This window comes from Syntrophus aciditrophicus SB (genome assembly GCF_000013405.1).
GTDB lineage: Bacteria > Desulfobacterota > Syntrophia > Syntrophales > Syntrophaceae > Syntrophus > Syntrophus aciditrophicus.
Genome location: NC_007759.1, coordinates 2,587,575 through 2,609,191 on the forward strand (window position 1 = coordinate 2,587,575; position 21,617 = coordinate 2,609,191).

18 protein-coding genes are annotated in these 21,617 nt (G+C 57.8%); 5 read left to right on the forward strand and 13 right to left on the reverse strand.

Going from position 1 to position 21,617, the window contains the following annotated elements; genetic code table 11:
- The first annotated feature begins 486 nt into the window (after nucleotides 1-486).
- From SYN_RS12190 to truA, 3 genes are all read left to right on the forward strand, one after another.
- The gene (locus tag SYN_RS12190) at nucleotides 487-2,928 is read left to right on the forward strand and encodes a homocysteine S-methyltransferase family protein (protein ID WP_011418475.1); all 2,442 of its coding nucleotides are present in this window, start codon (nucleotides 487-489) and stop codon (nucleotides 2,926-2,928) included.
- Between the two features lie 178 nt (nucleotides 2,929-3,106).
- Complete coding sequence (gene pyrE / locus SYN_RS12195; RefSeq protein ID WP_011418476.1) at nucleotides 3,107-3,697, forward strand: orotate phosphoribosyltransferase; 591 nt, start codon at nucleotides 3,107-3,109, stop codon at nucleotides 3,695-3,697.
- Nucleotides 3,698-3,767: 70 nt separating this feature from the next.
- Nucleotides 3,768-4,754, forward strand: a complete 987-nt coding sequence (gene truA / locus SYN_RS12200; RefSeq protein ID WP_011418477.1) for a tRNA pseudouridine(38-40) synthase TruA — start codon at nucleotides 3,768-3,770, stop codon at nucleotides 4,752-4,754.
- A gap of 122 nt (nucleotides 4,755-4,876) precedes the next feature.
- Here the strand turns inward: truA and SYN_RS12205 are convergent, their stop codons facing one another.
- The gene (locus tag SYN_RS12205; protein ID WP_041585086.1) at nucleotides 4,877-5,761 is read right to left on the reverse strand and encodes a ribonuclease D; all 885 of its coding nucleotides are present in this window, start codon (nucleotides 5,759-5,761) and stop codon (nucleotides 4,877-4,879) included.
- A 228-nt stretch (nucleotides 5,762-5,989) separates the two neighbouring features.
- Here SYN_RS12205 and SYN_RS12210 point away from each other — a divergent pair, with 228 nt between their 5' ends.
- The gene (locus tag SYN_RS12210) at nucleotides 5,990-7,300 is read left to right on the forward strand and encodes a pyridoxal phosphate-dependent aminotransferase (RefSeq protein WP_041585087.1); all 1,311 of its coding nucleotides are present in this window, start codon (nucleotides 5,990-5,992) and stop codon (nucleotides 7,298-7,300) included.
- Nucleotides 7,301-7,421: 121 nt separating this feature from the next.
- A complete protein-coding gene (locus SYN_RS12215; RefSeq protein WP_011418480.1) occupies nucleotides 7,422-8,102 on the forward strand; it encodes a PilZ domain-containing protein in 681 nt (226 codons plus the stop codon).
- Nucleotides 8,103-8,162: 60 nt separating this feature from the next.
- Here SYN_RS12215 and SYN_RS12220 read toward each other — a convergent pair whose 3' ends face one another.
- The 12 genes from SYN_RS12220 to SYN_RS12280 form a co-directional block, all read right to left on the reverse strand.
- Nucleotides 8,163-8,717, reverse strand: coding sequence for a hypothetical protein (locus tag SYN_RS12220; protein WP_011418481.1), 555 nt, complete (start codon nucleotides 8,715-8,717; stop codon nucleotides 8,163-8,165).
- A 121-nt stretch (nucleotides 8,718-8,838) separates the two neighbouring features.
- Nucleotides 8,839-9,306, reverse strand: a complete 468-nt coding sequence (locus SYN_RS12225) for a hypothetical protein (protein ID WP_011418482.1) — start codon at nucleotides 9,304-9,306, stop codon at nucleotides 8,839-8,841.
- A 209-nt stretch (nucleotides 9,307-9,515) separates the two neighbouring features.
- Nucleotides 9,516-12,662, reverse strand: a complete 3,147-nt coding sequence (locus SYN_RS15445; RefSeq protein ID WP_011418483.1) for an SLBB domain-containing protein — start codon at nucleotides 12,660-12,662, stop codon at nucleotides 9,516-9,518.
- Nucleotides 12,659-13,687, reverse strand: coding sequence for a Wzz/FepE/Etk N-terminal domain-containing protein (locus SYN_RS12240; RefSeq protein WP_011418484.1), 1,029 nt, complete (start codon nucleotides 13,685-13,687; stop codon nucleotides 12,659-12,661). The genes SYN_RS15445 and SYN_RS12240 overlap by 4 nt, the downstream gene beginning before the upstream one ends.
- Nucleotides 13,688-13,905: 218 nt before the next feature.
- On the reverse strand, nucleotides 13,906-14,409 hold the full coding sequence (locus tag SYN_RS12245) for a GNAT family N-acetyltransferase (RefSeq protein WP_011418485.1): 504 nt from the start codon (nucleotides 14,407-14,409) through the stop codon (nucleotides 13,906-13,908).
- On the reverse strand, nucleotides 14,397-14,678 hold the full coding sequence (locus SYN_RS12250; protein ID WP_041585089.1) for a DUF1778 domain-containing protein: 282 nt from the start codon (nucleotides 14,676-14,678) through the stop codon (nucleotides 14,397-14,399). The genes SYN_RS12245 and SYN_RS12250 overlap by 13 nt, the downstream gene beginning before the upstream one ends.
- 88 nt (nucleotides 14,679-14,766) lie before the next feature.
- Nucleotides 14,767-15,084, reverse strand: a complete 318-nt coding sequence (locus SYN_RS12255) for a hypothetical protein (protein ID WP_041585090.1) — start codon at nucleotides 15,082-15,084, stop codon at nucleotides 14,767-14,769.
- A gap of 171 nt (nucleotides 15,085-15,255) precedes the next feature.
- A complete protein-coding gene (locus tag SYN_RS12260; RefSeq protein WP_148202575.1) occupies nucleotides 15,256-17,292 on the reverse strand; it encodes a YjbH domain-containing protein in 2,037 nt (678 codons plus the stop codon).
- 106 nt (nucleotides 17,293-17,398) lie between these two features.
- Nucleotides 17,399-19,321, reverse strand: coding sequence for a polysaccharide biosynthesis protein (locus SYN_RS12265; RefSeq protein ID WP_148202576.1), 1,923 nt, complete (start codon nucleotides 19,319-19,321; stop codon nucleotides 17,399-17,401).
- 41 nt (nucleotides 19,322-19,362) lie between these two features.
- Nucleotides 19,363-20,559, reverse strand: coding sequence for a DegT/DnrJ/EryC1/StrS family aminotransferase (locus SYN_RS12270; protein WP_148202577.1), 1,197 nt, complete (start codon nucleotides 20,557-20,559; stop codon nucleotides 19,363-19,365).
- Between the two features lie 39 nt (nucleotides 20,560-20,598).
- Entirely contained in the window at nucleotides 20,599-20,991 is a 393-nt protein-coding gene (locus SYN_RS12275) for an acyltransferase (RefSeq protein ID WP_011418491.1), read from the reverse strand.
- A gap of 2 nt (nucleotides 20,992-20,993) precedes the next feature.
- The gene (locus SYN_RS12280; protein WP_041585092.1) at nucleotides 20,994-21,605 is read right to left on the reverse strand and encodes a sugar transferase; all 612 of its coding nucleotides are present in this window, start codon (nucleotides 21,603-21,605) and stop codon (nucleotides 20,994-20,996) included.
- Nucleotides 21,606-21,617: the final 12 nt, after the last annotated feature.

Here is a 21,617-nt window from a genome sequence, read left to right on the forward strand (position 1 = left end):
CCCTTCTGTTTTCCAAATCTGCCCCTTCTGTTTTCCAAGGACAAATATAGAGATATCGGACAGCGGTGTCAATCCAATGCTGGGCCGAAAATCCGCCCTATAAAAACAGGAGATTGCCAAAATCTGAATATGCTATACAAGTTTGCGTATCTCCATTTGTTCTGGTTGGTTCCGTGAGGATCAACGCCCTTTACCACCTGCCAGCGATATTCCGCAGCGGTACGGTTCAAAACGAAAAGCGGCAGGATCCATAGGGGGTTGCTTTCCTTGACGGCCGGTTGACGGGGCCGTTGTGAAATATCCCCTTACCGGAAAATCCGCGGCACATCGGAGGCGTTCGCTCAGAAAATATCTTTCTCTGAAAACCTTTCCTCATCTTCACATGGACAAAAGGCTATTGACAGGGCCTAACCCTACAGGCTAAAAACAAACCCTCAAAAGATGACATGATCAAGCCATTCGACCTCTACTCTGGAAAGGAACTTCATGAAGTCCAAAGAAACGATCCGCCGCCTTTTAAAGAAGAAGATCCTGGTTCTCGACGGCGCCACGGGAACGGAGCTGCAGAAACGGGGCATGCCCGGCGGGGTCTGCCCGGAACTGTGGTGCCTGGAACATCCGGAGATCATTAAGGAAATCCACAGATCCTACCGGCAGGCGGGTTCAGACATCGTCTATACCTGCACCTTCGGGGCGAACCGTTACAAACTCGCCCAGTACGGGACGCGGGAAGTCCGGGAAATCAATCGGAACCTGGCCCGGCTCGCCCGGCATGCCGTCGGCCCGAAAGCCCTCGTCGCCGGAGACATCGGCCCGACCGGCCATTTCGTGGAACCCTTCGGCGATCTCCCCTTCGAAGAGGCCGTCTCCGCCTTCAAGGAACAGATCCAGGGGCTGCTGGAGGGAGGCGTCGATCTGTTCGTCATCGAAACGATGATGGACATCCAGGAGGCCCGCGCCGCCCTGATTGCCGTCAAGGAAACCTGCCCGGCCTTTACAGTCGTCACCCTCACCTATGAAAACGGCGGCCGCACCCTCAACGGAACCGATCCCGCCACGGCCCTGATCACCCTGCAGAGCCTCGGCGCCGATGCCGTGGGCTGCAACTGCTCCACCGGTCCGGAGGCCATGCTGGCCTTCATCGAGGCCATGAAGCCCCACGCCACCGTTCCCCTGGCCGCCAAGCCCAACGCGGGACTGCCCCGGCTCGAGGGGGAAGAGACCTTCTTCGACATGGACGCCGAGACCTTCGCCTCCCACGGTCCGGCCTTCGCCGCCGCCGGGGTCAACCTGCTGGGCGGCTGCTGCGGGACAACCCCTGACCATATCCAGGCCCTGGCCGGGACCCTGCAAAATGCCCCGCCGCGTCCCCCCGTCCGCGCCGCGCTAAGCGCCGTCAGTTCCGCCCGGAGTTACCGTCTGCTGACCCGGAACGAACCTCTGGTCATCGTCGGCGAACGCCTCAATCCCACGGGGAAGAAGGCCCTTCAGCAGGAGCTGCTGGCGGGAAAGATGTCCCTCGTCCGGCAGATGACCCGGGAACAGGAACAGCAGAAGGCCGACCTTCTGGACGTCAATGTCGGGGTTCCCGGCCTCGATGAAGTCAAAACGATCCGGGAAGTGATTTCCCTGCTGGCCACGGCGACGGAACTGCCGCTGGTCATCGACTCCTCGAAGGTGGAAACCATCGAGACGGCCCTGCGCCTTTATCCCGGCCGCGCCCTGATCAACTCCATCTCGGGGGAAAAGAAAAAATGCGAACGGCTCCTTCCCCTGGCAGCCCGCTACGGGGCGATGTTCATCCTCCTGCCCCTGGCCGACGGCGAGGTTCCCGAAACAGCCGACCGGCGGATCGCCATTGTCCGGGAGGTCTACGGCAAGGCCCGGCGCTTGGGCTTCACGAAGGAAGACATCGTCGTCGACGGCCTGGTCATGACGGCCGCCACGAATGCCAACGCACCGGCGGAAACCCTGAAGACAATCGCCTGGTGCACCGACCGCTTCCAGGCGAAAACGATCCTGGGCATTTCCAACGTCTCTTTCGGCCTGCCGGAACGCAAATGGCTCAATGCCGCCTTTCTGGCTATGGCCCAGCTCTCCGGCCTGACGATGGCCATCGCCAACCCGTCCATGGAGGAACTCATGGCCCTCAAGCGGGCGGCGGACGTGCTGACGGCAAGGGACGCTCAGGCCTCCGCCTACATCGCTCATTTCGCCGGAACCGCCGAAGGGAAAAAGCCGGCGGGAACATCGGCAATGCAGCCCCCGGCCCCCGCGGGTCCGGAAGAAAAAGTCCGCGCCGCCGTGCTGGAAGGCAACCGCGACGATATCGGCGATCTGGTTGAAGGCGCCCTGAGCGCCGGTTTCGAGGCCCGGAGCATCGTCGATGACCTGCTCATCCCGGCCATTGTCCAGGTGGGAGAACTTTTTGACCGGAAGGTCTATTTTCTCCCCCAGCTTATCGCCAGCGCCGAGACGATGAAGAAGGCCCTGGCGATCCTGGAGCCCCGGCTGAAGAGCGGCGGCATCCCGGAAAAAGCCAGGGGAACGGTGGTCATGGCAACGGTCCAGGGAGACATCCACGACATCGGAAAGAACATCGTCGTCCTCATGCTGAAAAACCATGGTTTCCGGGTTCTCGATCTGGGCAAGGACGTCCCGGTGGAAACCATTCTCGAAACGATCCGGACGGAAAACCCGGACGTGGTGGGGCTTTCCGCCCTGATGACCACGACGATGGTCTCCATGAAAACAACCATCGAGCAGGCCCGATCGGCAGACCTGACCTGCCCCTTTCTGATCGGGGGCGCCGTCGTGACCCGGTCATACGCGGATTCCATCGGCGCCGCTTACGCCCGGGACGGCGTGGAAGCGGTCCGTGTCGTCGAACAGCTCATCGGAAGCGCGGGCGGAGAACTTTCGAAATAACTCCAGCCGGATTACATTGGGTTTTTAACATCCGACATCAGGTCGCATTTTTTTGATAACTGTATCATCTTCTGCATCGGCGCTTCGATTTACTATCTCAGCGAATGCGCCCTTTTTCCGGACGCCCCGCTATCCTGTCGAATGCGGCCCGATGTAAATTTATTCAAGGAGGTAAATCATGACAACTCAGGAAGCCAGAAAGCAGCGTCTCATTGAAATCATCCTGGAGAAATCCTTCAAATACAGTGAAGATCCGCCCTTTACGCTGGCCTCGGGAAGAACGAGCCCTTACTATTTCAACTGCAAGCCAACGACCCTGAATCCGGAAGGGATGAACCTCATCGGCAGCCTGCTGGCGGATATGCTGGCCGACGCGGACGTGACAGCCGCCGGAGGGCTTACCCTGGGAGCCGATCCGCTGGCCAACGCCCTGGCCGTCATCTCCTGGCAGAAGGGGAAGCCCATCAAGGCCTTCATCGTCCGCAAGGATGTCAAGGGGCACGGGACCAGGAGCGCCCTGGAAGGTGACGTGCAGCCGGGCGAGCGGGTCGTCATTCTCGATGACGTCATCACCACGGGAGGCTCCACGATCACCGCCATCGAGCGCGCACGGGAGGCCGGACTGGTCATCGACAGGGTGATTGCCCTGATCGACCGGGAAGAAGGCGGCCGCGCCAACATCGAAGCCCATGTCCCCCGCGTCGACGCCGTCCTGACCCGGTCGGAGATCATGAATCACTTTTCAGGCAAAGCCCCGATCGCGTCCTGATCCGGCGCGGCTTATACCGGAAAATCAGGACACCTGATACCAGTTCCGGATCAGATCAGAAAGGATATCCATGCGGCAAGACAGAAGCGACGCGGACCAGCACAGGAAGACCGTCAAGAAAAGAATGACGAAGCCGGAAAGGAAGACAGGCCCGTCAGCCGGAGAAAGACGGCCGGGAATGAAGCTCCGGCAGGAAAAGGGGGAGAGGCCGCGGCAGAAAGTTCAAGCCGGTGAAAAGGCCGGCAGGGGGGACGTCTCCCCGGTCAAATACAGGCTCACCCTGGAATATGACGGCACGGGCTACAGCGGCTGGCAGATGCAGAAGAACGCGAAAAGCATCCAGGGCACCCTGCTCCGCGTTGCCGAGGATCTGCTCGGAGGGCCGGTGGACATCCAGGGGGCAGGCCGAACGGACGCCGGCGTCCATGCCCTGGCCCAGGTGGCCCACCTGGAGACGACCCGGAGGATGCCCCCGCGAAAACTGCTGGAAGGCCTGAACGACGCCCTTCCTTCCAGCATCAACATCCTGCGGGTGGAAGAGGCCCCGCCCCTTTTTCACGCCCGCCACTCCGCCCAACTGCGCAGCTACCTCTACGTGATTTCCGGCCACCGCACCGCCTTCGGGAAACGCTACGTCTGGTGGATTCGGGACCACCTGGAACTGAAAAAGATGCAGGCGGCAAGCCGGCTCTTCGCCGGTTTTCATGATTTTTCTTCTTTTGCCGACAAGCGGATGGACAAGCAGGCCCCCACCCGGGTTAAGGTCGAGGCCACGGAACTGCACGCTTCAGGCGATCTGATTTTTTTCCGGGTCACCGGTTCCCACTTTCTCTGGAAGATGGTTCGGCGGATGGTGGGGGTCATGGTGGAGGTGGGACGGGAAAAACTGGATATTTCGGATGTCCGGCAAATGCTGAAGAGTTATTCTCCGGAACCCGCCCGCCTGACGGCGCCGCCCTCCGGCCTCTACCTGGAGCGGGTCCTTTATGAAGGCGATTCCCTGCAGTCACTCACCCTGCCGCTTGTCCCCTGGTTCGCCATAGGTCTGCAGAAATAGGGCAAAAATGGGCGCTGTCCCTCTATTGACGGCCTATCGGAAAAGCATGACGAAGATTTCGAACAGCTCCGAGCAGATGCCTGTGCCACGGCATCTCCAGAATTCCGATTCCATCGTGAAGATCAACATTCGCCGCAGAGAACTTTCATCAATTCGCTGCCATACAGGTCTGTTTTCCCCTCGGAAAGAATGCCGGCCGAGCGCAGCTCCTCCACGGACTGCCAGTTCCCCTCGCTCAGGGAAAGGAGAGCGGAATCCGGGAGAATGAGAAACATCGCCCGGTTGGTCTGCCGTGCTTTGTGAAAACGCCAGCGGTAGAGTTTTTTCAGGCGGCCTTTCGAATCCGCCGTCAGAGAGGCATAGCCGCTGATTCTTCGATGCCCCAGCAGATCCAGCGTCTTTTCCCGCCAGCTCACGGCGGCCACGTTCTCAAAGACCTTCCGGGCCCGCTCCTGCATCCCTTTCAGGGACAGCTTCTCGTTCAGATGCCGGTACAGATCGGCCAGATAAGCGGTGTCCTGCACGGCGTACCGCAACTGCCCTTCCGACAGGGGCCGCGCCTCCCATTTCGACCGCTGCATCTTTTTGGTTTTCTCGATTTCAACGCCCAGGTACTGCTCGATGATGCTCGACAGGGCCAGATACTGGGAACCCAGCATATGCGCCGCCCGGTGGGTGTCGAAGATATTCCGGAATTCGAAGCCATAGTCGCGCTTCAGAATCCGGATGTCGTTGTCCCCCGCGTGGGTCACCTTGAGCAGGCGGGGGTCGGCGAAGTAAGGCCGGAGGAACTGGAGGTCGATGCCGTTGAAAGGATCGAAGACATAGGTCCGCTTTGAGGCCCGGACCTGAACCAGGCAGAGTTTCTCACGGAAATAATGCATCGAATCATATTCCGTATCCAGGGAGATCAGCGAAGAACTGTCCAGATCCTCTCTGGCTTCCTCCACCTTGGCCTCGCTGTCCACCCACATCCAGGAATTTTCAATCACGTCCGCGGAACTCACCTTTTTCCGACACCTGCCCCTTTCTGATACTTGAGCGCCCCATCCGGATTTTACGGCGGGGCGTTGGACGCTATAAGAGCACAATTTCCCGAAATATGCAATGAAGTCATCAACTAAAGTTGGGGAGGGCGTCACAAAAAAAATGTGGATATTTTCTTGGAAGTATAATAGTCATCAAGTTTCTATCTCTGATTGAGAACCACTGAATCGCAGCGAGGTGTTTGCCTAATGAGACTCGATATAGCCAAAGGCGGAACCGGTCTGGTTTATGAGATCCGCAACATCGTCAACGTCGCCAACCGGCTTAAGGAATATGGAATTGATGTGATCTGGGAAAATATCGGCGATCCCATCCAGAAAGGGGAGCAGCTTCCCGGCTGGATGAAGGAGACCCTGACCGAAATCATGCAGGACGACCGCTCCTACGGGTACTCGCCGACAAAAGGCATGCTGGAAACCCGCAAATTTCTGGCGGAAAAGGTCAACGCCCGGGGGAAGGTCCAGATCACACCGGAGGACATCCTGTTCTTCAACGGCCTGGGGGACGCCATCGCCCGGTCCTACAGCGCGATCCGCGTCGACGCCCGCATCATCATGCCGGAGCCGACCTACTCCACCCATTTTCTGGCCGAAGTCCTGCACGCCTCCTTCCCGCCCAACACCTACCGGATGAATCCCTACCGGGACTGGCATCCGGACATCCACGAACTGGAGCACAAGGTCCGAAGCTACGGGTCCATCGTGGGCATCCTGGTGATCAATCCCGATAACCCCACCGGGTTCGTCTATTCCGAGGAATCCCTGCGGAAAATCGTGGACATCGCCCGAAAATACGATCTTTTTCTCGTCTTTGACGAGACGTACCACAACATTGTCTACAACGGCAGGGAAACCCTTCCCCTGTCGGACATCATCGGCGACGTGCCGGGTGTCAGCCTGAAGGGAATCTCCAAGGAATTCCCCTGGCCGGGTTCGCGATGCGGCTGGATGGAGATCTACAACGCCGACAAGGATGAATGCTTCGCCCGCTATATGAAGGCCATCCTGGATCAGAAAATGTCCGAGGTCTGCTCAACCACGCTGCCCCAGATCGCTATCCCGAAGATCATGAGCCATCCGGAATACAAGAATTACCTCAACCAGCGGCTCCACCACTACGAACGGTTCTCCAACATCGCCTACGAGCTGCTGAAGGACGTCCCCTACATCATGGTGAACAAGCCCAACGGCGCTTTTTACCTGAGCATCGTCTTCAACGAAGCAGTCCTGAACGGCAGGCAGCGCCTGAAAATCGAACACCCCGAAATCCGCCGGTACATCGAAAGCATCATGACGGAGTCGATCGAATACGACAAGCGCTTTGTCTACTATCTCCTCGGCGCCACCGGCATCTGCGTGGTTCCTCTGACGTCCTTCTTTACCGCCCTCCCCGGATTCCGGATGACCCTCCTGAGCCAGGATGAGGCCAAGTTCGAGTACACCGTGCGCACAATCGCCGAAAAGGTCGTGGAATATATCGAATCAGGAAACCAAGGCTGAAAAAGAGGGACAGCGCCCTTTTTCGTGTTCAATGTTCAAGGTTCGATGTTCGACGTTCAAGGTTTCGGGTTCGAGGTTATTGTGAAAAACAAGGGGGGTTGTTTCTGAAAGGGTTTTCTGCATGAGGGTGGGCTTACATCTTGATATTGTTCTGGAAGAAGACCTGGAGCGGGACCGGGTCGTCGCGAGAAAAGCTGTGGTTTATGATGTTGTGGAACGCCTGATCACCATTTCCCAGACATCGCCTTCTTTCGTCAGAAGGCATCTCGGTGACCGGATCAACGCAAGCTACGTCACCACCGTCGGAGAGGGAGAGAACAAAAGACCTGTCCGGATGGGCTTCCCGGCGACCATTCTGGAGTATCGGGAAGATTATCCCCTCGCTTCATCCAACCTTGTCCCCGCCTTCGTTCTGCAACAGGACGGGAAACCCGTGGAAATCAATCTGCGGATGCACTACCGCGTGCACCCGATGATAGAAAGCGACCTCGCCCTGCAGGCAAACGGCGAAACGGTCAACCTGATTGACATCTCCCTCGGCGGGATCCAGTTCAGTCACCGAAGAAAGGAACCGCCCCTGAAATACGGAGGCATCGTCCTGAAGCTCTCGTCCGGCAGCAGAACCTTCAGGATCGACGGGCAGATCATCCGGATCGACACCCCCGTTTCGCCCGGCGGCCGCGGCGAGGATATGGAATACGTCATGGTCAAATTCCTCAGCCTCAACCGGGACGCGGAAGCCTTCCTGGGAAAGAAAATCCTCATGATCGAACGCGAGCTTATCGCCGCCGGAAAAGTCTGAAAGCATGAGGGCGATAAATGGGCGCAGTTCCTGTTTATTGCCGCTGTTTATCGCCGCTGTTTACTGCCGCTGTGTATTGCCCATGAGGAATCTCCGGCCGGCGAAGGTTTCTTCCAATCCGACCCGCCAGAGGCCGTTTTCCCTGAACAGCTTCAGATGGGCGGGCTGATCCGCTTTCTGGTGCTGGATGATGATCTTCGCCTCTTTTTTCCCTATCGGCCCCAGTTCCCACCGGCTGTGCTCCAGCACGGCGTCCGGATCAAAGGCCGTCAGATAACTGTCCCAGTAGGCCCTGGCAAACGCTCCCCCCTCGGCAAAATCCCGGCTGACTTCCGCCTTCCCGACCCCGGCGCCGGCTTTTTTGGCCGCCTTCGCCACATTGTCGACGATGGTCTTCTGTGATTTCCGGCTCAGCATCTCCCAGAGCGCCGGATAGTTCCGCTGTTTCATGGCTTTGAACGCCGATTCGGCCGTTGAGATCACGGCATCGTCCACCAGCGACAGGACCGCGGCTGTTTCCGCGAAAGCGACGCCGGGGAAAATATGGGGGGGCTCCCCGCTTTTGATGAGAAGCAGGAATAAAATGAGACTATAAAGGAAAACCGGATGACGCATGGTGATTTTCAGATATAAGGCGGGAGAAAAATATTAAAGGCGAAGCCCTGTCAACAAGAGCTTCGCCCCATTGCGAAAAAGATCATCAAATCCGAACACGTCCTGCTGAAACGGAAGGGGATCAGTGATGGCTTGTCGTCGATGAGGAATCGCTTGCCGCGGCAACAGCAGCCGCAGCGGCAGCGGCAACAGCGACACCGGCCGCAATCGTTCCAGCTCCGATTCCGGCAGCGGCAGCCGTTCCAGCCGCAATTCCCGCACCCGTAGCGGCGGCCGTACCCGTGGCGGCCGCTCCCGTTGCCGCGGCGGCGCCCGCGGTCGTCGCGCCCGTTGCGGCAGCTCCTGTTGTCGCCGCACCGGTGGTCGCAGCCGCTCCTGTCGTTGCGGCAGTGCCTGTCGCTGCGGTTCCCGTGGTGGCGGCTCCCGTCGTCGCTGCGGTTCCGGTGGTCGCCGCAGTTCCTGAAGTGGTAGAAGCTCCCGCCGCCGCTCCGGCGCCTGTCGTTTCAGCCGCTGCAAAGAGCAGGGACGGTGCAACCAGACTCATTGAAAACAAAATCGCAACCATGATGACGTATTTCTTGAACAACATCCTTTCTACCTCCTTATTTATAAGCTTGATGACTCCCTGGCCGCCCAGGTATTATCCGTTAATTAGTTGATATTCTTGTTGCCGCCCGCAAATGGATCTTCGTAAAAAAGCGTGAAATAACTATATCAGCTGATTGTCTCTGTCAAGTTTTATTCCGGTATTTCACCATAAAAAAGTTGAGCCCTTCACTCAGCTCCACCCTTTCACACTCAGTAGAGATTGATCGCCACCCCGGCCGTAACGGCCATCTGCATGAGAATCGACGTAATGTCCTTGATCTCCCGCAGCCAGGCGATCCGCTCGATCTTCTCCGGCACCACGATCTGGTCCCCCGGCTCGATCTCCTTCACGTCCTCCTCGAAGGGGCCGAACTGCCAGCGCGACTTCATGGCATTCCAGTTGACGAGGCCCCGCGCCACCTTCCGGGCGCTGCCGTCAACCTTCATGACAAAGATATTTTTCTCGTCGGCATAGCGGGAATAGCCCCCCGTCATGGCGATGTAATCCTGGTAGCCGAGCTTTCCGTCATAGATAAAGCTGCCTCCGGCCATGACGGCCCCCAGCACGTTCACCACGCCGTTCTTCTCCGGGACAGAAAGGCTGTCTCCCTCCTCCAGCTCGATGTCATAATGACTTCCCTTCAAAAGCCGCATGTGGGCCAGCCGGATCGTCATGCGCCCCGTGGCCTTCAATTCCTTCAGCGACTGGACGAATTTCTGTTTCTGCTCCAGTTCGATCTTTCGGGCCTGGACCTCCTCCGTGGAGAGGGCCGTTGAGATCTGCGCCGCCCTTTCCGTCAGCAATTCCCGCTCCATGCGGGAAATCAGCTCTTCCATGCCTTTCTGCTGGAGCGTCCGGACGCGTTCCCGGGTAAAGACGGCCCCCCGCAGGTAGGCCTTGTCGGTAAATCCGCCCGCCCGCTCGATCAGGGAGGACAGCTTTTCCCCCTTCCCGATGATGTAGCGCCCCGGAAAGCGGAATTCCCCGGAGACGGTGACATAGCGCTCCTGATCCCAGTTGGTGATGCGCTTCACAAACAGCCGGTCCCGATTCTTCAACCGAACGTTATTCTGAGGATCTCCGGCCAGGGCTTTTCGCAGGCTGATGGTTTTCCGCTCCAGGCGGGCCGCCTTCCCGTCTTCGATCACCACGGAAGTCAGCTCCGCCTCGTCCGGATAGGCAGAATCCATGAGATTTCCCGCCCGGAAAATCAGGTCGCTCACCATCATCCGCTCGGTCAGGACATAACTACCCGGTTTCTTCACATCCCCTTCGACAAAGACGCTCCGGTCCTCGGTATGCTCCCAGACGGCGTGGACAATCACCCGGTCCCGGTGCTGAAGGGGAAGGTTCTCTCCCGGATCGCCGGCCATGGCCTTTTCCACATTGAAATAAATCGTCGAATACACCCGCTCGTCGCTGACCCGGATGATCTCCCCGCGGGCAAGATAGGAATCATGCGTCAGACCGCCCGCACTCATGACGGCGTCCTTCACCCTCATCCCCGTCTGATAGGGCGTGCGGCATTCCGTTTTCAGCGCGTCCGCCGTTTCCCGGATTTTCTGCGTCAGATCCGGCCGTTTCTCCCGCTTCAACTCCTCTTCCAGGTCGATCATATCCCTCACGCGGACATTCTGATTCTTCGCCAGGGCCTCCCGGATGACCTTCAGGCGTTCGGCGAGTGCGTATTTCCCTTCCTTTTTCAGATCCTCTTCCATGGCGGCCAGATTTTTCGCCTCCGAATCCATCCTTGACACCCGACTGTCCCCGCCGACTTCCATGGTTTCCTGAGAAATCCGGCATTCTCCCCGGATTTCGCCTTCCACAGTCACATAGGGTTTGTCCTCGAACAGCCATTTGGAAAAAACGTAAACGCGGTCTTCCGGCCGAAGCTCCACATCATGGACCGAATCGCCCCCCTTCAGCATTTTCCCGAGATGAAAGGGCACCAGTTCCACCTTCCGGTCGGGCGGCACGATCCGCTTGATCAGGGCGTACTCGAAGCAGGTCTCGTCGAGCAGTTCATCGGAACTTTTGATCAGATCCCCGACCCGCATGCCCTTTCTGAACTGGTATTTTCCCGGACGCTTGATGTTCCCCTCCAGGTAGACGGCGTTGCGGTCGCGATCAACGATGCTGAACACCTTGACCAGGTCGGCATCCTGAAGCCTGACCGTGCGGGATTTCTGCAGGTTTTTGTCATCGATGTCGATGACCACCTGCCGTTCGTTTTTCTGAATGCGCGACACCTGGATCTGCTGGGTATCCGCCGACGGAATGATGCCGCCCGCCAGCTCGAAGAGCCCCTCCAGATCGTAACGGTCCTTCATCTCGTAGATCGCCGGGCGCTTCACGTTGCCGGCAATGCCCGCCAGCGGCCCGGTCACCGGCACGAACACGACATCCCCCGCCTGCAGAATCAGGTCTTTGGACTTGTCCCCTTTCAGGAGGAGATTGTACAGATCGAAGGTCGTCACGAGCCGCCCTTTGCGCTTCAACTGCACGTTGCGCATGGAGCCGATGTCGTTCGGCCCCCCGGCAAGCAGAAGGGCGTCGGTGATCGTGGCGAACGAGCCGATGGTGTAAGCCCCGGGCCGGCGCACATCCCCCAGGACAAAGACAGGGATGCTTTTGAGGGAACCCATGGTGATGTCGATGTTGGCCCCCACCATCTGCGTCGCCTGGGTGATGATGTGTTCGGACATCTGCTCGAAGGTCATCCCGGCGACGAAAATCGGCCCGATCTCGGGAAGCGTGATCCTGCCGTCCCGGTCCACCGTCAGATTGTGCTGGGCATTGACCCGCCCCCAGAGCATGATCCTGACTTCATCCCCCGGACCGACGACGTAATTGACAGGAACGGGAATGTCCTTCCGCTCCGCGACCACCCGGACCGAGCCATCCCGGAAAAAGTCATGACCGAAGGGCTTCAGATCCGTGGAAATGTCCTGATACTTCCCCGTATGGCGGACGCGATCAAAGAGGGATTTCGCCCGGCCTTCCTCACTGACGGCATGATTCGGCGCCGCGGCGGGAACGGCAGAAACGGGCTGAACGGCTTTTTCCGCTCCAGCCCGGGATTCCAGGGATTCCTGTTTTTCGAGAAGCTCCCTCCCCTGCTGAATGTCCTCCGTTTTCAACCGGCTGAATTCCGCGCTATTTCTGAGATTCTCCACGGCCTCCGGGGTAACCTGCCCGCCCGTCGGGGCCAGTCGGGCTTTCAGAAGCTGACACTGCTCCGGGGTGAGATTTTTCTGCCGACAGATCTCATCGGCGGTCAGGGCGTGCCCGATCCCCGGAAAAAGCAGCAGCGTCAGGAAAATCGTCCAGATAAAAAAAATAACCCGTTTCGTCATTGTTGCCCTTCCCCCTTCATGATTTCCCTTTCCTCCCCCGGAGCGCCGTTTCGGATTTTTTCGAGATATTCCAGAAAAAAGGCGCTGAAAACGCCCAGAAACAGGGCCACCACAAAAGACAGCATCACCATGAGAGCCCGCTTCGGCTTGATTTTCTTGTCGGGAACCCGCGGCGGATCGATCACCTTAAAGGCAAAGTTCTCCTTCACCTCCGTCATCATGGCCGTTTCCAACTGCTGGGCGATGAGATTGTAGATTTTCTGCCGGATCAGCGGGTCCGCCGTTTTCGCGAGCTGCGCCTCCAGATAAGCCCGGTTGGTGAGGGCCACCCGCTTCGCCTCGGCGGTCATGTGGTCCGTCAGGGTTTCGAGGAAGTAACCCGCCATTTTCGCCGCCAGCTCCGGGTCCTCGTAATCCACCGTCAGGGTGATGGTCTGTTCCTTGATGTTGTGATTGATTTTCACCATGTCGTCCAGAAGGCGCAGGGCGTCCCAGAGCAGGGGAATGCCCTCCTCCCCCTGCCGGCTGACGGCTTTCGCGTCGGTCGGCTGGACGGCGGCCGCCATATTCGACAGCCATCCAAGGGGGTTCAGGTTGATCCCTTCTTCCCGCTTCCAGTCCTTTTTCCCGCTGTCCCACTGTTCGTAAAAAAGAACCGGCATCAGCCGATACCGCTCGACAATCTTCTCCCGCAGGACATTGGATTTGAGCAGACTCACGATTTCCGTGGCGGAAGCCGAGCCGGGCAGCGCGATGCCGGGAAGTCCGCCGAATTGCGAGGCCAGCGCCGACAGCGTCCCGCCCCCGCCGCCATCCTTGGCCGTTACCGGAACAATGACCGCCTTCGCCTGATAGACGTTCGTCATGAACAGCGACGCAGCCGCCGTAAGAAACACGGCAGCAACCACCAGCGCGCCGATGAACCTCCGCCGTTTCCAGATGACCCGCCAGAGATCCAGCAGGTTGATCTCGTCTTCCTCCAACCCGTTCGGGGGATACCCATAGTACGGCGACGGTTCCGTCATGACGACCGCCCCCGCTTGTCAAAACTTCTCTTCACTTTCTTCTCTCCTTCAAAAACAGGGACAGCGCCCTTTTTTAGAATGTTCACCGTTCAATGTTCCAAAATGAAGATCAGCACTTGTATTTGCTCTGTTCTTGCCCGGCGCCCGCCCGGATAGACTGCCGCGTTTCTCCCGATGGATCGAGCCTCGCGGGAGGGGTGGGGCGTGAGGGGCAACACCTATTTTTTATTTAATTTTTCAAGAGTTGCGAATGGCAGGAAAAGTTGTAATGTTTGATTGGAAAGAGGAATAAATCCGAAATACTCATAGAAAGATTGCGCCTGCTTGTTCTTTGCGTCGACGAAGAGACCGATTAATCCGGCCTGTTCCGCGATAAGAACGGTTCGATGGATTGCCTCCGTGAGAAGCAGGCTGCCGAAACCTCTCCCCTGGTGCTTTTTTGAAACCGCCAGCTTTGCAAGGCGAACAGCCGGAAGGCCGTGTTGCGGGTATTTTTTTGCGTACTCTGCAGGAAGATGATCAACCCTCACCTCACACAGCGTGAGTGTAAAATAGCCTGAAATGACGGCGGGCCGTTCCTGATCGGTAAGCACGAATGTACGGGAAATGCCCTTTTCAATATGCTGTCTGGCTGTCGCCTTCAGGAAGGCATTCAACTCCGGAACGCCGCAGTCAAATCTGGAACGATCGTGATCGCGCGAAAGGGCAACTATTTCCTGCACAAAAGTTCCTCTCTGCGTTTCATTGCCTCTTTCAATCGATCACTCGGTTCAGGCGGATTTTCGATCGCCCGGAAGAAAACCTCCGCAGCCTCGGCGGAAAGGGTAATCACCCGCTCTCTTTCGAGAATTTCGTTGGCTCTATCCAGGGCGGACTGGACAAGAAACTGGTTGAGGGTTGCCCCGACAGCCTGCGCCGCGGCAGCGATTCGTTCATACACTTCGTGAGGCATGCGTGCGGGAATTCTTTCCTCTGCTTTATTCAGCGCCATAAAAAGACCTCGTTTTTTTGCTGCTAAAGTAGCATATTGACGCCAAAATGGCAACAATCAAAACTTCATTACAAAAACAGGGCGCTGTCTATTTATTTTCTTTGATCCTGTATACCGGCGGATGTGCCTCCGTATCGGCTCGATGTGCAGCCAGATCAGCGGCCACCGCATCAATTTTCTTCGAAAGACGCGCTTCAACGCCGTCGATCTTCTGATTCAATTCATCTCGTACGCTGTCGACCTTTTTATTCAGAGCCTCCACTTTGAAATCGACGAAGGTAATTTTTTCGCAGAGCTCCTGACGGACGTCCCTGATCTCTTTACGCAGGACTTCATGCCCCTCCAGCACCAGGTCAAACTTTCCCTCGATGCTTTCAAGGATGACTTCCAGATGATCTTTTTCCATACTCAATGTCTCCCTTAGACTGTGAACCCGGCGGGCCGCCTTATGGGGCGAACGGGGTGATAAAATATCCGAGGATGGTCGCTGGTTTTTGTTATCATGGCGATCCCAGAATGGCAACGTTTAAACCCTGATCGCTGGACATAAATAAATAGGGCGCTGTCCCTGATTTCTCTAATTTCTCCAGTCCTTGTCGAGGTAAATGCCGGTGTTTCTCCCGATGAAGTCGAAGAGGGAGGTGTGGTGGTCGATGTCCTGGGCGACGTCCCGGGTCCAGGGGGACAGGCTGTATTTGTAGACCGTCCGGGAATCGCTGCCTTTGAACAGCCGCAGGGGGATCGTGACCGCGATGCCCTTGTCGTGATACCCCCTGTTGTGGCTGTCCGAAAATCCATCCGTGTCCGTCCAGCTGTACCAGGCGGACAGCTCCAGCCCGTTGAAGAACCGGGACAGGGTAATCCGCGTCCCTCTGTCGCCCGCCAGGAAACGGCCGTACTTGATGTCGATGGCGGACTCCAGCCTGGGGATGTTGAGCCGCGCGTTCACAAAGGCCGTCGTGTACGTGTCCTTCCAGTCGTCTTCCTTGAATTTCAGGGGATCGTCCTCATCCCGCTTCTTCACGACGCTGCCGCTGAGCCCCAGCATCAGCCGCCCCCCGAGGAAGGGCCGGGCGATCTCGCCGTCGATGCCGCCGTACTGCACCTCCAGCATGCCCGCCGACAGGCGGCCGTAAATCTCGCCGTCGAATTTCCGGATCTGCTCCGCCATCAGCATGCTGAGGGACACATTCTTTTCCATGTAAGGGACGTTGTCCGTTCGGACCGGCTTCGATAACGGTTCGTTGGAAGAAGAAACCGTGTTCAGCGGAAACCCCTGCAATCCGGCGATGAAGGAGCCTCCCCGCCAGGGGGTCAGGCTCAGCCAGCCCGACACGCCGGCGCGGTATTTGAAAAATCCCGAGGGGTCGTTCAGGAAGGTCTGGAATTCCGGCTTCAGACCGTAATCGAAATAACGGCGATAGTGCTTTTCGGCAGCCAGGGTCTCATTGATATCCGTCTTCAGGCCGTCGGAGAGGGCATAAAGCTGATTGGCCGTCAGCTTTTCCTGATGGAAAAGGCACACATCCTCCCGCAGGGCCGTAAGCGCCACCAGCGGGATGCCCCTGTCCGTCAGAGTGAGGCGGAGAGTCGTAAACTCCGGCGGCACGATCTGCGCCAGGACCCGGAGCGCCACCTCGACCGCCGCCGGCGTGTAGAAATACCGGTCATTGGCCGCCTCCACCCGCAGCTCGTCGCCGCTCGCCTCGATGCCGATATCCCGGAATCCCGAGGCGTAAAGGGCGCGGATCAGGCGCTCCGCCAGCGGATCGGAACGAAATTCCGGCTTTTCCCGCCAGGGATGATCGTAGATGGGAACCAGGGGCTTTCCCAGGTCGAAGCTCGTGGAAAGATTGACCCCGAGCTGCTCCCCCCGCTGCCAGCTGACGTCGATCTCCGCCCAATCCACGGGCTTCCAACGCAAACCAATATTCCATTTCGAGGGCACCGGCTCCTGAAAGTATTTCGCCTGCGCCGAATCGCCTGTCTGCTTTTCGTACCGGATGGGACTGTATTCCAGGATGAAGGAGAATCTTTCGGACGGTGCAAATTCGATCCCCCCGAAAAACTGGGAATCTTCCAGCCAGGATCGCGGGTCACTGAGGATTTCCACCCGAAAGCCTTCGCCTTGGGCCGGCAGAGGATTTTTGCCATACCGCCCGTTTCCGAAACCCAGTGTAAAATCAAAAGGATAGATCTGCTTGCTCATCACCAGGTACTGGGAGGGGAATTTTCGGGTCCCGTGAGGGTCCATGATGCCCAGGGCTACTGCGGGGCGATATTTGCCCTCAGCCAGGAACTGATGCTTCAGATCGAATGATTTGTCCTTGTCGTTTCCGTAGCCCTCCCAGTCTGGAGATGAATTTGGATTGGCTGTAACCCCTAAAAATTCGGTCACTTTGCCGTCCAGCTCCAGCCCTTTCAGCGGGCTGACGGCGCCGTAATAACGGCGATAGGGATCCACCTGGCTGAAGCCCACGCGAAATTTCCCTTCCGGCATCACCCGCGCTGTCGGGGTTTCCAGCAGGCCGGTCCCGCCCCAGTTCGCCGGTCCGTTGAAAGGCTCATCGCCCGCCTGCGCAGGAGCACTACACCAGAGAGCAAACCAGCACACGCACACCCACAGGAACGCATTAAGATATCGCAACACAATGAAATAACGTGGAATTCTTTTAACCAGGCAGGAATTGGAAAAGTGAAAAAATGGGCACGGTCCCTGTTTATTTCACTCCTTCCGGAATTTTTTCGTAGTGCTTGACATAGGTTCGGAGAAGTTGCCGCACGCCGCCGTCGTCGTTGAGGCCGGGGGTGTCGACAGCGCGGCGGAACTCAGCGAGGATCTGCTCAATCTCGGACAGGGAATATTTATCCCCGTTGCGGGCCACGAAGATCTTTTCGTGGCGGCTGGCGTCTGTGCCCTCTTCGGCCGTCAGGATTTCCTCGAAGAGCTTCTCTCCCGGACGGAGCCCCGTCACCTCGATATCCACATCCCGGTAAGGCTCCAAACCGTTGATCCGGATCAGCTCCTCCGCCAGGTCGCTGATCTTTACCGGCTCTCCCATATCCAGCACCAGCACCTCGCCGCCGTTGCCGATCACGGCCGCCTGCAGAACCAGCGTCACCGCCTCGGGAATGGTCATGAAGTAGCGCTTCATCTCCCGATGGGTCACCGTCAGGGGTTGGCCGTGCTTCAACTGCTCCAGGAAAAGGGGGAGCACACTGCCCCGGCTCCCGAGGACATTGCCGAAGCGCACCGACACAAACCGCGCCGGCCCGTCACCCATGCCGTCGCAGGCCCGGCAGAGATACTCCGCCATCCGCTTCGTGGCCCCCATGACGCTCGTGGGCCGGACGGCCTTGTCCGTCGAGATCATGACGAACTTCTTCACCCCGTGCTCCACGGCAGCCCGCACCAGGTTCCATGTCCCGAAGATGTTCACCTTCACGGCCTCCTTGGGGTTGTATTCCATCATGGGCACATGCTTGTAAGCCGCCGCATGGAAAACGACCTCCGGCCTCAGCTCCGCGAAAACCTCCCTCAGCCGCAAGGCATCCCGCACATCCCCCGTCACAAAAGAAATCGCCTTCTGCAGGGAAGGGAAAAGCCTGTTCAGCGTCAGCCCCAGGTTGTGGAGCTCCGTTTCATCAATGTCAAAGAGGATGATCTTTTCCGGATGGAAGGAACACACCTGCCGGACGATCTCCGAACCGATGGACCCGCCGGCTCCCGTCACCAGCACCGCCCGGCCTCGCAGAAACCGGCCGATCTCTCCGAAATCCACGGTCACGGCCTGCCGCCCGAGCAGATCCTCGATGCGGATATCCTCCAGGGCTTTCAGATTGATCTCCGGCTGATCGAAGGAATAAAACCGCGGAACGACCTTGATCGTCTTCACCCCAGCCTTACGGGCGGTTTCATACAGGTTCAGGAGTTTTTTGTGATTGACCGACGTAATGGCGATGATGACCGCCTCGACCGAATGCCGGGCAATCAACTCCGTCAACCGGTCCGTCCCCCCCAGAACCCGCACGCCGTGGATATAGCGCCCCTGCAGATCCGGGCTGTCGTCCAGAAAGCCGACCGGGCGGAAATCCGCAAAACGCTGGCGCATCATATCCCGCAGGATCATCTCCCCGCAGCTTCCCGCCCCCACGATGAGGGTGGTCTTACCTTCGGGAGTCCGCCCCTTCCGGCTGAGGATTTCCAGGTAAAGCCGCTTGGACACCCGCAATCCCACGATCAGAATGAGGGAGATCAGGCCGTCCACAAAGATGATCCGCTTGGGAAAGCCGTGAAGACTCAGCTCCACGGGAAGAACGCGGGGCAGGCTCAACACCACCAGCAGCAGTTCCGCCAGCACCAGCGCCGCAGCCAGATTGACGAGATCGCCGATCCCCACATAACGCCAGGTCATCCCGTAAACCCGCAGTACTAAAAAAGACGCCAGTTTGACGGCAACAAAAAAGGGGAGAACCTCCCCGATCAGAAACGTATAGTTGATCGTTGCGGCGAAATCGAAATGGAAGAGGAAGGCGAGATACAGGGAGAGGGTGAACAGGGAGACGTCGAAGAGCAGGAAAAAGAGGAATCGTTTCTGCGATGAACGGAGGGTCAGCAGATTTTTCGCCTTTTGCTCTAGCATGTATTGATCCAATACGGGTTCATTGGAAATAGGGGTTGCCCTTAATTTGTCGCTTCCGTGACGACCTGCTCCGCGACGTCCGCCATCGCGGACATGTCCTCGGGAGAAAGGCCGGGATGGACGAGAAACATCAGGCTGGTCTCCCCTAACTCCTGCGCGACGGGAAGCCGTTCTTCCTGCTGAAATCCGCTTTCCGTGAAGGCTTTTTCCAGATAAATCTCACTGCAGCTTCCCGTGAAGCAGGGGATGCCCTCCCAGATGATCCGGTTCATGATCCGATCCCGGTTCCAGCCCGGCTTCAGCCTTTCCGGGCGGACAAAGACGTAATATTTATAATAGGAATGGAAAATCTCCGGAGGCGGGATCGTCACGCGCAGGGCTTCCAGCCTTGAAAAGCGTTCCGTGAGGATCTCCGCGTTCCGGCGGCGGATCTCCACCCAATCGGTTAACTTCCGCAACTGGACGCGCCCGATGGCCGCCTGCACCTCCGTCATGCGCCAGTTCGTCCCGAAACTGTCGTGGAGCCAGCGGAATCCGGGCGGGTGCTGTCTGTGAAAGACGCTTTCGTAACTCTTGCCGTGATCCTTGAATGCCCAGGCCGTGGCCCAGAGGTCTTCGTCACGAGTCAGGAGCATCCCCCCCTCGCCGCCGGTCGTCATGATCTTGTCCTGACAGAAGGAAAAAGCCGCGGCGTGGCCGAAGGAACCCACCGGTTTTCCCTTGTAGCGCGCCCCATGGGCCTGGGCGCAGTCCTCGATCACCTTGAGATCGTGCTCGCGTGCCAGCTCCAGGATCGCGTCCATATCGCAGGGCCATCCGGCAAGATGAACGGCGATAATGGCTTTGGTCTTTGGAGACAACACTTTCCGAATCGATTCCGCGGAAATATTCTGACTTTCCCGGTCAACATCGGCAAATACCGGCTTCGCCCCCTGAAGGACCACACAGCTTGCCGAAGCGATGAAGGTCCGCGGCGTTACGATGACCTCGTCGCCAAGTCCGATGCCGAGGGCACGCAGGACCGCTTCCAGGGCGACCGTCCCGTTGGCCATGGCCACGGCATGAGCCACTCCAACCCAATCCGCGAACTCCCGTTCAAAATACCGCCCTTCCTTTCCCGTCCAGTAATTGACCTGCCCGGACTGCAGAATCCGCATCGCCGCATCCAATTCATCGGTTGAAAAATAAGGCCAGGGAGGAAACACCCGCGTCTGTACCGGAACACCCGCATCCAACATGAAATCCTGCTTCATTTTCCCTGAAAATCCCCTGTATCTTTATTTCTTGATAACCCTTGCCGGCATGCCTACCGCCACAGCATTTTCCGGAATATCCGCGTTCACAAAACTGCATGCCCCGACAACGGCATTTTCTCCCACCGTAACCCCAGGCATGACCACACTGTGCGACCCGATCCGGCAGTTTTTCTTCAGGACAACCGGCCCCTGCCGGTCATCGATTGTCGAAACGGAATAAATGGAGCAGTGAGAACCAACCTGGACGAAATCCTCGATGGTGACGCCATATTTCGCGTTGATGTACGTGAAGGCGCCGATATCCGTCTTGTAGCCCAGCTTCAGATTATCCTTGTTCTGAACCAGCCAGTTGTATCGGGTAAGTTTGCCTTCCTCGATTTCCGGAAATTGCCAGTCGCTGAAACGTTCTTCCATTCCTATCCCATAAATTTCTCAGCCGTCGCCTGTCCCGGCTGATTGATCCCTTCCCGTTTGAAGATTTTCCAGATCGTCATGACGATGATCCGAATGTCCAGCGAAATCGATACGTGATCCACATACCAGACATCCAGTTTGAACTTGTCTTCCCAACTCAGGGTATTGCGCCCGTTGACCTGCGCCCAGCCGGTGATCCCCGGCCGTACCTCGTGACGCCTGGCCTGTTCCAGCGTGTAGCGTCCCAGATATTCCATCAGGAGAGGCCGCGGCCCCACCAGGCTCATCTCTCCTTTCAGGACATTCCACAATTCCGGCAGCTCATCCAGGCTTGTGCTCCGGAGGAATCGCCCGAACCGCGTCAGCCGTTCGGCATCGGGAAGAAGGCTGCCCGCGCTGTTCCGTGCATCGGTCATGGTCCGGAATTTATAAAGGAAAAAGGGTTTACCCTTAAGGCCGGGGCGCTGCTGGGTGAAAAAGACAGGCGCACCCAGCCTGCAGCGAATCAGCAAAGCCAGCAAACAGAGCAAAGGGGAAAGGCCGAGCAGGGCTGGAATTACGAGAAGCAGATCGAAGAGACGCTTGGTGACGAGCTTGGAGCTGCCTTTTGAAATAACAGATGATCT